Genomic DNA, 16,555 nt, shown 5'->3' on the forward strand with positions numbered 1-16,555 from the left:
ACCGATCCAATCCAGAAGGCTGTCACAGGGTTAAAATAGTTAATATGACCTAGCTTACTTATCCAGTTAGCGCAGGCAGGGAATAAGTGTATTTCGTGCAGTTAAAAACAGGCTTTCCAGCGGATTTGTCCCGTTAATTGTATTCTGTACAACTAAAAATTACGAAAAGTGATCATTCAACGAAAGGCAGTCTATATAAGTGTATAAAATACAGTTATCCTGCTTAACTCGAACTGTCAGGCGATTTTAGTTGCACTAAATACAGTTAGAGCCAGGCTGGTTTCTCTGCTTCAAGCAAAGTCCGCCTCTGCTCCACTCCTTACGTCTGCCCGTCTGCCCTACCACTAGAATAAGCCTTGTCTCTGTCTGCAAAAAAAAGAAACGGCCCGCTGTCACAGAAGACAGCTGCCGTTTCAATATTCCAAGCAAATTATTTTATTTAAACCAGCCTTTTTCCTTAAAGCGCGTGATCGCTTCAATCCGGTTGCCGACATCCAGCTTGTCCAGGATCACAGAGATATAGTTGCGGACCGTTCCGGTCGTAATATACAGCTGGCTGGCGATCTCCTTCGTATTCTTGCCGTCCGCGATCAGCCCCAGCACTTCCTTCTCACGCTGCGTCAGCGGATTAGCTTCGCTGCTGTAAGCCTCATCCATCAGCTCCGGCGCGTATATCCGTCTGCCGTCCATCACATTGCGGATCGACAAGGCCAACTCTTCGCTTGGACTGTCTTTGAGCAGATAGGCATCAACTCCGGCTTTGACCGCACGTTCGAAATAACCGGTCCGGGCAAACGTGGTCAGAATCATGATTTTGCAGCCCGATCCCTTCAGTGCTTCCGCCGCTTCGAGACCCGTCATGGCCGGCATTTCAATATCCATGATGCAAATATCCGGCTGATGCTGCTTCACCAGCTTCACAGCCTCTTCCCCGTTGCCTGCCCGGCCCACAACCTTCATATCCTCCTCCAGATCCAGGAGAGCAGCGAGCGCCCCCAGCAGCATGCGCTGATCTTCGGCAATCACTATCGTAATCATTACACATTTACCTCCATTTCCGGCCGCTGTGCAACATTGGGCACCTTAATGACAATCGTTGTTCCTTCGTCACGCACCACTTCCATACTGCCGTTGACGAATTCAAGCCGTTCCCTCATCCCCTGCAGCCCATGACCTTTATGGTAGTGATTAGTCCCTTCAATTCCCGCGCCGTTATCCTTCACCTTGATGATCAGGTCGGTCCGGGAAGGTTCGATCTGAATCAGGCACAGCGAGGCACCGCTATGTTTGACCACATTGTTCACGGCCTCCTTCATACACATGCTCAGCACATTCTCGGTAATCAGGGAAGTGTTGGTCAGGTTAGGGTCACCCTCCAGCATGTAGCCAATCTCTGCCGCCTGGAGTAATTGCCGGATACGGATCAGCTCATCTTCAAGCCGGATGCCCCGCATCTGGGTAATCATTTCCCGGACTTCCTTGAGGGCGCTGCGGGCCGTCATCCGGACATCATTAATTTCGATCTGGGCCTGCGCCGGATTCTTGGTGATCAGCTTGCCTGCCAGGTCACTCTTAAGGCCAATCAGCGACAGCCGCTGCCCCAGCGTATCATGCAGATCACGGGAGATCCGCTGGCGCTCCTCCATAATGACCAGCTCGGAGATCCGTTTGTTGGCATCCTCCAGCTGTCCCTGCAGCTTATCCTGATTGTTGCGGTTATAGGTCGTGACAGGCAGCAGCACCACGGCAATGATACTGACCAGCACGAACGGCAGCTGCGAGAGGAACACGGGATTACGCGTAATCAGCTCATAGTTGATGGCCACGATCGTTGTCAGCAGATGAATCGAATACAGGGTGAAGAAAGCAGCCCGTTTCTGGATATTTCCGATGAAAAAAGCCAGGAACAGCGCAAAGTACATATACCCGAAGAGCAGCGTCATCGTTATCGAGACAACAATCTGCACACTGGTCCAGAAATAGACTACCCATCCTTTCGACTTAAACGCCAGCACATAGCAGGCGAAGAAGACGATAATCATCAGAATTCCGTATACCCAGCGGCCTGCCGAGGCCGAGCGAAAGATCGAATAGAACGGAAGAATGTAAAAAACGACCCATACATAGGGGCTCAGTCCCGTGCTTTTATGAAAAATATGATGCCACTTCTGCATGTTAGCCATCCTTTTTGCCAGCAAGATTATACCCCCATTTTAGCACAAACCTTATGTAAACCGGCAATTCTGCAGAATGATTTGGACAAAAAGAAAGAACAGAACCTGCGGCATGATCTCCCGGTCCTGCCTTTCTCTTCTATGACGGCTTCTATTTACTCTGGAATCCCGGTTTGATTACCTTCAGCACCTCGGCTGCCGCAGGCTTCTTCTGCTGCAGCCGCTGCTTCATTTCCTTGAAGCTGACGAACGTTTTGTGCTCCTCATCCCACAGACGGTATTTCAAGGCCTGCAGACTGGTGCTGAGCGTGATGGTTGTCGCTTTTTGCAGCGGCGGTGTGGCATTATGGGCCAGCTCCAGATTATAATTGGGCACCTTCGGGCTCAAATGATGCACATGGTGAAAACCGATGTTACCGGTAATCCACTGCAGCAGCTTCGGCAGCTTATAGTAGGAGCTTCCTTCTACTGCGGCGTTGACATAGCTCCATTCCTCATCATGCTCGAAGTAGGTATCTTCAAACTGATGCTGCACATAGAACAGCCAAATGCCGAGAAACCCGGAGACGAACACAACCGGCAGCTGCACCAGCAGGAATGCCTGCCAACCGACAAGCATAATCATCGTACCGTACAGAGCTACTATCGAGACATTCGTCAAATACGTATTCATGCGTTCCTTGCGTCTGGCACCTTTGGCGTTGAAACGGTACTGGATCACGAAGACGGCAATGGGTCCGAGTACAAACAAAACCAGAGGGTTACGATAGATCCGGTAGTATAGTCGCTGCAGAGGTTTCGCGGCTGCATATTCATCCACGGTCATAATCCAGATGTCGCCGATGCCTCTTTTGTCGAGGTTGCTGCTTCCCGCATGATGTATCGAATGGCTGTGCTTCCACTGGCGGTAAGGGACCAGAGTGAGCACACCGGTTATTGTTCCGAAAATATCGTTCGCTTTGCGGTTCTTGAAGAATGAGCCGTGACAGCAGTCATGACAAATAATAAAGGTGCGGATGACAAAACCTGCAGCCGGAACGGCGAACAGCAGCGTCAGCCAGTAGGAAACGGATAAGCTGAAATAAGCAGCAGTCCATAGGAGCACTAGTGGTCCAAGTGTATTAATGAGCTGGTAGATGCTCGCTTTACGGTCTGTTTTTTCGTAAGGGGCTACGCTTTTCTTCAAGCTGGAGAGCTGGGATGTCTGGTTTGTAGTCATCGGGATCGTTTCCTCCTCGGATGCATCCATTCAAGGATACTTATCTCTCTACATTATAGAGAAGAAAGTGTCACCCCTGTAAGTCACAAACATCAACCCCGGTGTATGACATATGTCATAGTCACCCCTGAAGAGATTGCTGTCCCGGCTCCTTCGCCCTGACCATCGGCAGCAGAATCAGCATCGCGATCAGGAACAGTATGCCGCTTCCGGTGAATACCGTGAACAGCGAGAAGGCTTCCTTCAAATAACCCGCCGCAGTCATCCCGATCACCATGAAGCCCATGAACATCGGACCCATAATTCCGCCAACCCTGCCCATATAGCCGGCCTCGGTATTCCGCAGAATCAGTGTGTTGATGCCGATATGGATACACGGGTAAAAGAATCCGGTCAGCGTCTGCAGTGTGATCGTCAATGCTGTATGATGCGACCACCCCACGCCGACCGTTCCAGCCGCACTGACCAGCAGACCGAATGCAAGCATCGTCTGTGGCTTCACGGCCTTGCCTTTGCTCATAATGAGCATTCCGCCGAGCAGCATCGATGCCCCGTTCGCCATCATAATCCACTGCAGGAACCCTCTGTCTCTGCCCAGATTCTCAATGATTACGAATATCCCCAGCGGCTGGATCAGTCCTGCGGCAAGTCCCGCAAACGCAAAAGCCGCGCCCAGATTCCTCAGCACCCGGCTCGAACGCACATAATCCAGTCCGGATTTCATTTCAGCCATGATCCCGTTCCGGAGCTTTCCGGCCTGTTGCGGCGCGTCTTTGGGCAGCAGGCCCAGTATGAGCGCTGAGCCAATGAACATACCGCCCATTACAGCCAGCGATACCTCAATCCCGTAATGATTATAGATGAAAGCGCCGATTACCGGACCAATTACCATAAAGAAAGCAGACAGCGACTGGAACATGGCCATCACACTCTGGAGCTGATCTTCAGGCACATGCTGTTTGAACAGCTTCATCGCAGAAGGCTGCGAGAACTGTGACAATATTGCTGATACCAGGGTGGCCAGCAGCAGTGCTCTCCACGATCCGGACATGACAACCAGCAGCACCACAAAGACGGAACACGCCGATAACGCATCGCTGATCATCATCGTCCGCTTGGGCAGCCACCTGTCCGCGAAGGTACCGCCTATAATGGCAAACAGAAAAATCGGAGCATATTCGGCCACCGAAATGAGCGAGACATAGAAGGGATCATTATGCGTAATATCCGTCACGTACAGCAGAATCGCAAAGTTCCTCACCCATACTCCGAGCTGCAGCAAAACCCTTGACATAATAATCGTTCTTACATATTTGTTCCTTAACACGATCCTATCCCCCATACATTAATATAGACTAAATAGATATATATCTAATTTGTTTATTAATATATAGATATTAAGTTGTTTTGTCTAGTTATAAAATAGATTATTATTTCATCAATCTAATTTCCAACTGTGAATGTAGCTCGAATCCTATAACGTCACAGACGGACACTGTTCCATAAAAAAAGCTCCAATCAAGTGAATGATCCTGGAGCTTGTGGAGCTTGTGCGGCTTGTTCAGCTTATAAGAATCTTAAGAAGACCACTGCACATTACTTCATTTAGATTACTTTTGGGCCGCCGCCAGCAAACAAACGCCCGTATCCTCCTCATTTTTCCGTGGAGGCACATTGTATTCGGTTTTTCGCATACATTGGCCCGGTTACCTTCGCGGAAGCACATTGTATTCGTTTTTTCGCATACATTCGGCCGGATTACCTTCGCGGAGACACATTGTATTCGGTTTTTCGCATACATTGGCTCTCCCTAGGCTCGCGTCCGGTGAAACCAGAGGGGTTACTGAAGAATATCATCATTTCTATAACCATAAAAAAAAGCACCCGAAGGTGCCAAATGTGCTTGTGCTCGTCCTTATGCTTATATTCTTATGTTCTTATGTTCCTATTTCCCTACATTCCTACGTTCCTACATTCCTACATTCCTATGGTCTATATGCTATCTTTCCTTATCTACTCTTTACAGTTAGAGCCGCCCCGCTGCATCAAGCCTGCTTCACATGCTCCTCACGATACTCCGTCGGCGTCTTGCCCGTGGCCTTCTTGAACACTTGCGTGAAATACCGCGGGTCCTGATAACCGACCATTGGAGCTACCTGATAGACCTTCACCGTACTGTTCTGAAGAATGTACTTGGCGTTCTCCATCCGGCAGTGGGTGACGAATTCCAGGAAGGTATAGCCCGAGATTTGTTTGAACAGGGTACAGAAATGGCTGATGCTGAGATCGGCCACCTCGGACACTTCCTCGATGCTGAGATCCTTGTGGTAATTGGATTCAATGTACCGTTTGACTTTCTCAATGATGCTGCGCCCGTCTTCGCGGGCTGCCGTACTGTGACTCTGCTGCAGCCATTCGCGGAATTCCGCCTTGAGCACTTCAATCATATCCGACAGCGTTCCCAGGCCATGCAGCTTGCTTAACAGACTCTCTACCGACCATTCATTATGCGTGTTCAGATGCTCGAACTGCCGGTAAAGCACCACACTCATCTCAATAATCAGGCGTTCCGCCAGCTGCTGCGGCAGGGCCTGGGATTCTATGAAGACAGACATTTCATCAAACAGGGCAAGCATACGCTCCAGGTTCAATGTGCGGATACTCTCAATCAGCGAGAGCTCCAGCTCCTTGGGATATTTCACCTCACGGCTGCCGGCTGCCGCAGTCTCCTCTTCGATGAACACGCCCGCCTGACCGGAATAGAAACGCTGATACAAGGCTTGCGCGGCCAAGGGATACACCGTGCTTAACTGATCTATCCCCTGGGTGGTGCGGCTGATGCCCACAGAGCAGTTCAGCTTAGAGTATCTCTTGATGCCGTTGATCAGCTGTTCACCTAGCGCTCTTTTGCCGGTGCTGATGGCGGCCGGGAAAAGCAGGATCCACTCCCCGTTATAGAACGGGAAGATCGACAGCGCCCCGTTCTCCAGCGACCATTCCTCCAGAATGTTGCGGACCGCGAACAGCCAGAGATGCTTCTCTTCTGCACTCCACTTGGCCGTGAGGCCGGCATAGTCGTCCAGACGGACAACGGCCATGAAATATTCTTCCTCAAGCTCACTGTTCTCCAGCCACTTCAGATGCTGCAGCGGGCGCGGATTGCCGAGCGTGAACTCGGCCAGCATCCGCTCACGGGCAAGCAGCGACAAGGTCTGGACGGAGAGCATCAGCTGCTCATTCTCCTTCTGGCGGTCGAGCCGTTCTCTGGCCCGGGCAAGCATGACCGCCAGTTCCTCATGATCGATCGGCTTCAGCAGATAATCAAACGCGCCGAGCCGCAAAGCTTCCCTGGCATACTCGAACTCGCCGTACCCGCTGATGAAGATGAAGATCAGCTTGGAGCTGCGCGGCAGCACCTCTTTCATCAGAGCAATCCCGTCTATGACCGGCATGCGGATATCACTGATGATGATCTGCGGTGAAGTCTCCTGAATCAGCTGCAGAGCGGCCTCCCCGTTCTTCGCTTCACCAACAATAGTCAAACCCAGCTCTTCCCAAGGAATCGCAACCTTCAGGCTGCGCAGAATAATCGGCTCATCATCTACGAGCAATACTTTATATTTCTCCTGATGCTCACTCATCTTATTGCACCCCCCCAGGCTTTATTGAACGTCCGAGCTCCGGATCAGATTCCAGTATTGCTTGGACGCGTCTTGCAGCTGCTGCAGAGCCTGATCGGCCTGCATTCCTCCACCGATCATCTCTTCAATCACACTTAAGAATGTCTTCTTCACTTCAGGAGACAACAGATTATCGTAGGGTACGAAGCTCTGGTGGCTCTCTTCCATCAGTTCCATCACCTGAGCGAATACCGGTCCGGTCTTATCCGGATCGAAGGCAATCCGCATCGAGGGTATTCTCAGGCCTTCGTACACAATACGCGTCTGGATTTCCTTGGTATAAAAGCCTTTCATCAGCTCCAGCGCAGCTTCCCGTTTCGCACCCGTAAGGCTCGATGACAGCCCGATCCCCATGGTGTAGCCGCCGGCAATCGACGGTTCCGCCCCTTTGACCAGCGCCGGAAACGGAATCACACCCACCTGATTCTGGAATTCCGCCGGAGCTGTCTGGCCTGAGAAAAGATTGATGTCCCAGTTACCGTTAAGATACATCGCCGCCTTCCCGTCAGTGAACAGACGCACTGCATTCTCGGTTGACGTATCGTTGGATTCGCTGCTAAAAGCGCCCTCACCGATCCACCGGTTCAGATGCTGGAAGGCCTTCATATAGCCGCTGTTCTGAAATCCGGCTTCACTCTCGCCTGTCACCAGCTCCTGAATCAGCTCCGGCCCGGCATAGCGGTCCATTAAGTAATGGGCGAAGATCCCGGCAGGCCAGCGGTCCTCATTCCCTAGCGCGAACGGGATATAGCCCGCCTGCTTCAGCTTCACAATCGTCTCGTCCAGTTCCGCCACTGTTTCCGGAATTTCCAGTCCAAGCTTATGAAAAATAGTTTTGTTGTAATAGAGCGGCTCTGCATTACCTTCAATGGGCAGGCCATAAATATGTTTGTTAAAGGTCCACAGATGCAGGTCCTTGAACTGATTGCTTAATCCGTTCATGTCCGTGAATTCGGTCAGATCCATCAGCCGGTTCGAACGGACATAAGGCTCAATCTCCGCCCCGCCGAACAAAACGAACATATCCGGCGGCGTACCCGTCACCATCTCGCTCTTCAGCTTCTGTTCCCGGTGAATGTTCTGGTCCAGTCCTTCGAAGTTCACCTTCACGTTCGGATGGCTCTCCTGGTAGCTCCGCACAACCTCCTCGAAGATGGCCAGCAGCGGCCGGTCATGCTCTTTGTTCCAGAAGTGCCGGAACGTTAAGGTGATTTTCTCGGGAGAGTTATCTTCAATCGGCTCCCGGTCCTCCTGCATAATGAACCAGACCGCACCGGACATGAGCACGATGTAGAGCAGAATCCACCCCCAGTTGGTCAACCATCTCGCAACGTTCCGCTGGTCCTTCATTCCGTTTCTCCTTCTCATGATGGCTGAATCTTCGGAATGCGGATACAAACCGCTGATCCGAAGCCGGGGGATGAGCAGACCAGAATGCCATAAGGATTGCCGAACCGGATGTTCAAGCGCTCATGTACATTCTTCAGCCCTACCCCGCTGTCGCTGTATTTCCTCAGATTGGCCCGTTCCTTGTTCCACTGGCTCATCAGCACCGCAAGGTCAAAGCCCGGCCCGTTATCCTTGACGATTATAATGATATCCTTGCCGTTCTCCTGGGCTTTGACCGTAATGGTGCCATGCTCCTCCATCTGCTCAATGGCATGATATAAAGCGTTTTCTACGATTGGCTGGACAATCAGCTTCTGGGTCATCACCATCTTCAGGGAATCGGGCAGGTCCAGCTCATACGAGAATTTCTCTTCGAAACGGAACTTCTGAATATCAAGATAGTGGCGGACATGCTCGAACTCCATTTGCAGCGGAATCAGCTCCTGATTCTGGCTGATGCTGATGCGCAGCAGCCTGCCGAGCGAGATGACCATTTTGCTGATATCCTTGTTGCCGGCCAGCACCGCCATCGAGTTAATGGATTCCAGTGAATTATAGATGAAATGCGGGTTAATCTGCGCCATCAGCGCCTGCATCTCCGCTTCCTTCTTGCGCCCCTGCTCGGTCTGTACCTGCTCGATCAGCTCATTGATCTGCGAGCTCATCCGGTTGAAGCCGTCGATCAGCGAATCGCTCTCATCATTGGCACGGAGCGGCACCGTGATCGGCATGAATATCCCCTGCTTGACCCGCTTCATCCCGTTCACCGCACTGTTAATGCTGCGGACGAGCCTGCGGATGAAATAATGGTCGAACAGAAAAGCAGACAGCAGCGATACCATCCCAAGAATAATGGCGATATTGCGGATGGACACCGATTCCGATGAAATCAGATTCATAGGGGTAATCGCGGCCAGATACCAGTCTGTATTATGTGAAGGCAGGAAAGTGATCAGAGACCGCTCCCCTTGATAATTGTCAATGTAATAGTCCTGCTCCTGGGTATAATTCTCCTGCAAAAAAGGAAAATCCGTCCTTTGTCCAATATACTCTCCGGACTTGTTGAAGACGATATTGCCCTGCTTGTTCACCAGCAGAATATCCCCTTTTTTCAGGGTCGCCGCTTCCCAGAAGATCTGATCTAGCAAATCCGGCTTGACATACACAACCAGGTAGCCGATATCCTCCAGTGAATAATAATCTTTAATGACTCTGGCCTGTACCAGCACCGGTTTGCCCGCGCTTGCCGAGCCGTTCTCCCCGGGACCGGACCAGACGGGACGCCCTTCAGCGCTCTCCATCGCTCCGAACCAGACCTGTTTGTGCATATCGGCAAAAGACATCGGCGCATTATATTGATACAGCAGCCGGTCTTTACCGTACAGACTGAAGGATGTGACCATCGGATGATTGATCAGCAGATTGTTAATCTCCTGCTTGCGGTCATAGGTAAGCACAAAGTTCTGCTGCTTGAGCGATTGCTGAATCGCCGGCTGCGTGATCGCAGAATTGGTAATTGATGAAATCTCGCTGAGCGCGAACTTGAGCTTGCGGTCCGTCTCCAGCAGTGAAATCCAGTAGAAATTGCTTGATTTCTTCTCCATGGCATTGGAGAAATTGACATACGTAACAATCCCCATAACGATCACGGGAATGAATACGAGAAGAATAATAGCGAACAAGATCTTGCGGCGGAGCTTCATGTATGGTCCCTTCCTCCTGCTGACTCTGTCCATTATTATTCTTCACAGCATTCTATATTTCCTGTTACAGCCAATAACAGTTCATCAGCTCTTGATAGCGCCTGAGGTCAGACCGGCAATAACCCAGCGGCTGAACAGCAGGAATACGACCAGCAGCGGCAAGGTTGCCGTGAAGGTTGCGGACATAATCATTCCATAATCCAGACCGTCACGGGTAGTGAACAGCTGCTGCAGAGCAATCTGTATTGTATAATGCTCCTTGTTCTTCAGCACCACCAGCGGCCAGAAGAAATCATTCCATACGGTCATGAAGTTGAGAATACCCAGTGTAGCCATTGCAGGTGTAATTACCGGCACCGCAATCTTCCAGAAAATTCTGAAGTGCCCGCCGCCGTCGATCCGTCCGGCTTCAATCAGCTCGGTTGGAACCGCAGCGGATATGTACTGGCGCATCCAGAAAATCCCGAAAGCATTAACCATCGCCGGCACAATCAGCGCCTTGAAGCTGTCAATCCAGTGCAGCTTAGCCATAATAACATAGGTCGGCAATACCCCGAGCTGCTGCGGAACAATCAGTGTAGCGATTACGAATACAAACAGCATATTTTTGCCCGGGAATTCATATTTGGCGAACGCATAACCGGCCAGTGTACAGAAGAACACGACCGAGATCGTCACCATGGACGATACGAACAGCGAGTTGCCGAGCGCCTGGAAGAAGTCCGATTTTTCCAGCACACGCTTGAAGTTGTCGAAGAACTGGTCTCCAACCGTCAATAGCGGCGGTACATGGAACACAGCTCCCTTGTCATTCGTACCGACGACGAACATCCAATAGAACGGGAAGATAGAGACCAGTGCCCCGAGGATCAGCAGACAATAGAAGCCCAGCTTGCCGAAAAAGCCGAGATCATCCGGTTTTTTTCTGAACATACGAAGTGTGCTCACGCTTTTTTCCCTCCAGTCTCTCTGCTGCCGCTTCTGGAAATCAGCATGTTCAGGACAGAGAACAGTATCGTGACGAGGAACAGCAGAACTGCTGTAGCCGCCGCTGTACCGAAGAATCCGTTGCGGAATGCTTCGCTATACAAATAGGTAACCATCGTGATACCTTCCTGCCGGGTAGATCCGGTTCCGGATTGGCCGAGGAAGACATACGGCTCTGTGAAGAGCTGCAGGGCACCAATCGTCGATTGCAGGGTTACGAAAATAATAAACGGCTTGAGCAGCGGCAAGGTGATGGAGAACAGCTGCTGTCTGCGGTTAGCCCCGTCGATCCGGGCCGATTCATACAGATCCATCGGAATACTCTGCAGTCCGGAGAGGAACAGAATCGCGTTATAGCCCGTCCAGCGCCACATCACCATCGTTGAAATGGCAATTTTGACACCCCACCAGCCGGAGTTGAAGGCCATGCTCTCTACACCTATTCCGTTAAGCAGCCAGTTGATCATCCCGTTGTTGCCGAACAGGGTGCTGAATACGAGCGTAACGGCAACGATGGAAGTAATATTCGGCATGAAATAGAGAATGCGGAATGTCTTTTTGAACCGGGTCATGCCCGAGTGCAGCAGCACAGCCAGAAGCAGCGCCAGGAACACCTGCGGCACAGTACCCATCAGGCCCATGATCAGCGTGTTGCTGAATGAGATCCAGAAGGTCGGATCGCTGGTGATCAGATCGTAGTTTTTGAAGCCCACGTATTTCATGGGACCCAGTGCATCCCACTTGAAGAATGATAAATAGAATGTGAAGAAGATCGGATACAGTCCGAATATCGAGAACAGAATAAAGAACGGTGAAATAAATGTATACGCAGTGAAGCGGCTCCGTCTTTGTTCGGTCAAAAAAGGACGTTTGCTCTCGGCATGCGGACTCGCTAATACGGGCTCAGCCATGTCACACCTCCAGTGAATTCGTAAATATAAATCCGGACTCACAGAGGATGACGCTCTCCGTGAATCCGGACATTTGAGGAATCGTCTTCCTCAATAGACTAAGATTAGCGTCACCAGGAATTTAGCCGCGCTCTGCAAGAGTTTTCGACTGCTTTACAGCATCTTCCCACTCTTTTGCCGGATCAGCTTTCTTCTCAAGTACGTTCTTGAGCGCATTCTTGAAGAAGGTATCCGTCTGGTCATGCAGCGGTCCGTAGTATACCGGTTTAACGCGGTTAGCCGCTTTACCGAATTCAACAGCTGTCTGCTGACCGCCGAAGAACTCATCCTTGAAGTCTACGAATGCAGGATCTTCATACAGTGCAGGGATGGAAGGCATCAGACCTTTGGTCTTGAAGGATTCCAGCTGGTTGTCTTTGTTAACAAGCCATTGGATGAAATCATAAGCCTCTTTCGAATGCTTGCCTTCCTTAGGAAGGGTGATGAATGAACCGCCCCAGTTGCCGGCTCCTTCAGGAAGCTGGGCAATTTTCCATTTGCCGGAGGAATCAGGTGCGTTGCTCTTGATGTTACCAGCCATCCATGCCGGGCCCATAACCACTGCGAACGAACCGTCGTTCATGCCTTGACCCCATTCAGGCGACCAGAGCATAACATTGCTGATCCAGCCTTCTTGAATGCCTTTTACAGTAAAATCATAGGCTTTCTTCACTTGCGGATTGGTGTCGCCGATGAAGGTTCCGTCCGCTTTGCTGAAGTAGATTTCGTCAGCAGACTGGTCACGCAGCGCGTTGTACGTAAGATCCGTCAGATCGGAGAAGTATTTGCCGGTTTTATCTTTGAAGGCTTTGGCTACAGTAGCGAATTTATCCCAGGTATCGATCGCTGCGCTGAACCCTTCAGGATCACTTGGCAGGCCGGCTGCTTCAGCCAGATCGGTACGGTAATAGACTACAGTAGGTCCGATATCTGTCGGAAGTCCAAGCTGGAAGCTGCCGTCAATAGAAGAAGCCTGTTTCCATTTCCAGTCCAGATAGTTGGCTTGGATGTCTTTGGCACCCAGATCGTTCAGGTTGTAGAATTTGTCCTGTGCGCCCAGGAAGCGTTCCATGAAACCGATTTCAAGCTGGAAAATATCAGGTGCGCCCGAACCGGCCGACAACGCTGTGGTCAGGTTGTTGTGGTGGGCCGTCTGGTCACCGGTGTTCTGTACCTTGATGGTTACATTCGGATGTTCCTTAGTGTATTCAGTAGCCAGTTCTTCATAGTTCACGTTGCCCAGTGTCCAGAAGGATAGCTCCACCTTCTCTGCTGGCTCTGTATTAGCCCCTTCAGTTGCCGGTGCATTAGTGCTTGCTGCGTTGCCGCCTGTATTACCTTCTGCAGCCTTGTTGCCGCCGTTGTTGTTTCCTCCGCATGCCGCGAGCGAACTCATGAGCATGATGGAAACCAGCGTCAGCGCCAGGTTTTTTCCTTTTTTCATTCCTCTGTACCCCTCTCAAAGGTTTCTCTTACAAGATTTAGTGTACAGTAGGCAGATGTTTTTTTTGAGGAGGCAAACTCCCGGTTTATGGTAGAAATATTTATGATTTATATAAGATGCACTTAAGTTTGAACTTGAAGCTTCATCGTCACTGCGGTGACATTTGGACTTCCGGCTGCTGCCCGCCCCCGGATTTCTTCATCTCATCTGCTATTCGCGGTGGAATTCCGGTGACTGAAGCTGCCGAAGTGGATTTGAAGCGTGGACCCAGGTATACTAATTGTATTTGCTGTACAGCAGTTATCCCGATATAAAGGAGAATTATCCCATGCCCATCAACCGTCCTTTGCTGACCGACAGCGATCTGCAGGAAGCGATTGACCGCAAGCTGCCCGTCCGTGTATTCCAGGATGACCATCTGGTGAATTCAGGTGCGACGGTGGTCCGTTTCACAGACTCGGATGTTGTTATCCAGTCCCGGGTCAGCGATTTAACCTATTATTCGCGCAGCCGCTGCGAATTCTTCGAAGTCCGGCCGTAGCCCATGAAGGAACAAGCCTTGGGCAAGTGTGAGCTATGCGGCCGTTCCCCTCTCGCAACCACCGTCCATCATCTGACTCCCAGGGAGAAAGGCGGAGCGCTGCTGCCTACCGCACTTCTCTGCAAGGCTTGCCACCGGCAGATTCATGCCCTATATACCAATAGTGATCTGGTTGTTCTTAACCTGACCACGCTGGACAACCTGAGGCGCGACTCACAGATTGCCGCTTATCTAAAATGGATTACCAGGCAGCCGCCCGGTTCCGAGCCTAAGCTTCGTAAATCCAAACATGTGCGGGGCGGACGTTAGGCGGCTTGGCATTATGCATGAATAGATTGCCTGTTATAGAGACACTATAGAGCAGAGAATGGCCGACAGGCTAACCACAATCTATAGTGAGGCAGGTGCATTTATGTTCAAGCGCTTTGACGAAATTGCCATTGAGATTCCCGAAGTAGAGCGTCCAGACCCAAATGCCGCGGCTGCAGTTCAAGAGCTGATGGGCGGTAAATTCGGCGAGATGTCGACTCTGAACAACTATCTGTTCCAGTCCTTCAATTTCCGCGGCAAAAAAAAGCTCAAGCCCTTCTATGACCTCGTTACGAGCATCACTGCCGAAGAGCTGGGGCATGTAGAGCTGGTGTCACATGCGGTCAATAAATGCCTGTTCGGATCGACATCGTACAAGGACCCGGATCAGACTCCGCTTGAACCTTTCAAAGATGCGCGAAACACTTATTTTGCGCTCAGCGGTGCGCAGTCGTCTATGCCCTTTGACTCGATGGGCCGTCCCTGGAGCGGGGAATATGTGTTCAACAGCGGGAACCTGATTCTCGATCTGCTGCACAACTTCTTCCTGGAATGCGGAGCCCGTGCGCACAAAATGAAGGTGTACGAATTAACGGATCATCCGGCAGCACGTGAAGTAGTAGGCTATCTGCTCGTCCGCGGCGGAGTCCATGTCGTGGCTTATGCCAAAGCGCTGGAGATGGCCACGGGAGTTGATGTAAGCAAACTCGTCCCCATCCCTTCCCTCAGCAACAAAGCCTTCAACGAGACACGCAAATACGAATCACGCGGACTGCACACGAAGCTGTACACGAACAGCGAAGGTGATTTCACGGCGATTAAGCAGATCTGGAAGGGACCGCATCCGGAGGACGGCCAGCCGCTTGAAGTCATCGAAGGCTCGCCTAAGGGATTCCCGGTTCCCGATGCACCTGAAGTACCGGAAGAATTCGCACCGGGATTCTCCGAAGAGGAATTTCTGGCTATTGCAGCACGTCTGCAGTCAGCAGCCAACATAAGAGAATAGGATTTCAAGGTTTAACCATCATAAGCAAGAAGAGTTAACAAATAAATATTGCAAAAAAAACAGGTGCCTTCCTATGATGGAAGGCACCTGCTTCTGCTGGTTCTATAGTTTGCTGCGATATATTCTGCATCTGGTGGTTCCTAGTAAAGATTCATTTCTTCCTATCGCCATAGGCACTGAGCTTCTCATTGAGAACTTCCTGAAAGCTCTGGACTTTGTCTTCTGATCTCTGCGGCTTAGGATTGAGAACGGGCTGAGGTCTAAAAAACTGATGATTAAAAGCCATAAGATTATGTACGCTCATACTCATTGAAGTTCAACCTCCTTCTGTAATCTTCACCTTAGTTTGCGTGAGTGCGAAATATCTTATCCCTTATATAACCCGCTCTTTCAGTTCCTAAACAGTTTTATCTCAGAAAAATGGAAATAGCGGACCCAGACTTGAAAAATAAAGTCCGGGTCCGCCGCTGAGACTTATCTTTGTATTAACATCATTAATGGAGGAGAGCAGCGAACAACCTGTGATGATCTTCACCTCATGAACCAATCTTATTCCATCACGTTACGTTGATACACAAGCCCTGAATGGTAGGATGAAGGCATTATAACGAAAAATCAGTCACGCCTTTCTTAGAGGCATATTTCAGCGTATAGGTTCCTCCGCCCTCAAAGGGCATCGTGGCCATTTTTATCCGGGTATAATCAAGCCTATGCTCTCTTAATACCTTTTTGATCAGAGCCATACCCCGTTGTTCATTTGTAACGACACAAAAGATGTTAAGCACAAATTGATGCGGGTCTGACACCGTTTTGCCCAAATCATAACCATCCACATAGCCCAGTTCAGCATCAGCCAAGTATTTATTCAGATATTCCGTTACTTTATCCCTCAACCATTCATCGCGCTGGCTCCCTTTGATGCTTTTCAAGGGATATTGTACGACTACCCAGCATTTCTCATTCATTCCGGTTCACTCCCTCGGTCTGATTAGCTCTCAACATGTCCTACGCAGAAAAAACCAGCACCCGCACCTGCCTGATTATGTATGTGAACTCTCAGAAGTCCCAAACGGCGGATAATTGTATTTCATACAATTAAAAGGTAGCAAAAAACAGAATGTGCCGGATTAGCTGTATTCTGTACAATTAAAAA

15 protein-coding genes are annotated in these 16,555 nt (G+C 50.5%); 3 read left to right on the top strand and 12 right to left on the bottom strand.

Going from position 1 to position 16,555, the window contains the following annotated elements; genetic code table 11:
- Window positions 1-435: 435 nt before the first annotated feature.
- From MHI42_RS04810 to MHI42_RS04855, 10 genes are all read right to left on the bottom strand, one after another.
- Window positions 436-1,038, bottom strand: coding sequence for a response regulator transcription factor (locus MHI42_RS04810; protein ID WP_042136705.1), 603 nt, complete (start codon window positions 1,036-1,038; stop codon window positions 436-438).
- A complete protein-coding gene (locus MHI42_RS04815; protein WP_042136703.1) occupies window positions 1,038-2,174 on the bottom strand; it encodes a sensor histidine kinase in 1,137 nt (378 codons plus the stop codon). Before MHI42_RS04815 ends, MHI42_RS04810 begins: the two co-directional genes overlap by 1 nt.
- 151 nt (window positions 2,175-2,325) lie before the next feature.
- Complete coding sequence (locus MHI42_RS04820) at window positions 2,326-3,393, bottom strand: fatty acid desaturase (RefSeq protein WP_039303661.1); 1,068 nt, start codon at window positions 3,391-3,393, stop codon at window positions 2,326-2,328.
- A 121-nt stretch (window positions 3,394-3,514) separates the two neighbouring features.
- A complete protein-coding gene (locus tag MHI42_RS04825; RefSeq protein WP_342422969.1) occupies window positions 3,515-4,720 on the bottom strand; it encodes an MFS transporter in 1,206 nt (401 codons plus the stop codon).
- A 718-nt stretch (window positions 4,721-5,438) separates the two neighbouring features.
- Complete coding sequence (locus MHI42_RS04830; RefSeq protein ID WP_342422970.1) at window positions 5,439-7,034, bottom strand: response regulator; 1,596 nt, start codon at window positions 7,032-7,034, stop codon at window positions 5,439-5,441.
- A 21-nt stretch (window positions 7,035-7,055) separates the two neighbouring features.
- Window positions 7,056-8,423, bottom strand: coding sequence for an extracellular solute-binding protein (locus tag MHI42_RS04835; protein WP_342422971.1), 1,368 nt, complete (start codon window positions 8,421-8,423; stop codon window positions 7,056-7,058).
- Between the two features lie 14 nt (window positions 8,424-8,437).
- Window positions 8,438-10,165 (bottom strand): sensor histidine kinase, encoded by a 1,728-nt coding sequence (locus tag MHI42_RS04840; protein WP_171716378.1) that lies wholly within the window; start codon window positions 10,163-10,165, stop codon window positions 8,438-8,440.
- Window positions 10,166-10,249: 84 nt separating this feature from the next.
- On the bottom strand, window positions 10,250-11,113 hold the full coding sequence (locus MHI42_RS04845; protein ID WP_039298142.1) for a carbohydrate ABC transporter permease: 864 nt from the start codon (window positions 11,111-11,113) through the stop codon (window positions 10,250-10,252).
- Window positions 11,110-12,063 (bottom strand): sugar ABC transporter permease, encoded by a 954-nt coding sequence (locus MHI42_RS04850; RefSeq protein ID WP_039298140.1) that lies wholly within the window; start codon window positions 12,061-12,063, stop codon window positions 11,110-11,112. Before MHI42_RS04850 ends, MHI42_RS04845 begins: the two co-directional genes overlap by 4 nt.
- Window positions 12,064-12,184: 121 nt before the next feature.
- A complete protein-coding gene (locus MHI42_RS04855; protein WP_342422972.1) occupies window positions 12,185-13,546 on the bottom strand; it encodes an extracellular solute-binding protein in 1,362 nt (453 codons plus the stop codon).
- Between the two features lie 328 nt (window positions 13,547-13,874).
- On the opposite strand from MHI42_RS04855, the gene MHI42_RS04860 reads away from it, so the two are divergent.
- The 3 genes from MHI42_RS04860 (at window position 13,875) to MHI42_RS04870 (ending at window position 15,402) form a co-directional block, all read left to right on the top strand.
- Entirely contained in the window at window positions 13,875-14,087 is a 213-nt protein-coding gene (locus MHI42_RS04860; RefSeq protein ID WP_039298136.1) for a hypothetical protein, read from the top strand.
- Window positions 14,088-14,090: 3 nt separating this feature from the next.
- Complete coding sequence (locus MHI42_RS04865; RefSeq protein ID WP_342422973.1) at window positions 14,091-14,396, top strand: HNH endonuclease signature motif containing protein; 306 nt, start codon at window positions 14,091-14,093, stop codon at window positions 14,394-14,396.
- A 103-nt stretch (window positions 14,397-14,499) separates the two neighbouring features.
- The gene (locus MHI42_RS04870; RefSeq protein ID WP_042136694.1) at window positions 14,500-15,402 is read left to right on the top strand and encodes a manganese catalase family protein; all 903 of its coding nucleotides are present in this window, start codon (window positions 14,500-14,502) and stop codon (window positions 15,400-15,402) included.
- Between the two features lie 151 nt (window positions 15,403-15,553).
- Here the strand turns inward: MHI42_RS04870 and MHI42_RS04875 are convergent, their stop codons facing one another.
- Together MHI42_RS04875 and MHI42_RS04880 are read right to left on the bottom strand one after the other, a co-directional pair.
- A complete protein-coding gene (locus tag MHI42_RS04875) occupies window positions 15,554-15,712 on the bottom strand; it encodes a hypothetical protein (protein ID WP_179093555.1) in 159 nt (52 codons plus the stop codon).
- Between the two features lie 292 nt (window positions 15,713-16,004).
- Window positions 16,005-16,367: a hypothetical protein gene (locus MHI42_RS04880; RefSeq protein ID WP_342422974.1), complete on the bottom strand. Its 363-nt coding sequence runs from the start codon at window positions 16,365-16,367 to the stop codon at window positions 16,005-16,007.
- Between the last annotated feature and the right edge of the window lie 188 nt (window positions 16,368-16,555).

It is taken from the genome of Paenibacillus sp. FSL E2-0178, from assembly GCF_038593005.1.
In the GTDB taxonomy this organism is placed as follows: Bacteria; Bacillota; Bacilli; order Paenibacillales; family Paenibacillaceae; genus Paenibacillus_AQ; species Paenibacillus_AQ phytohabitans.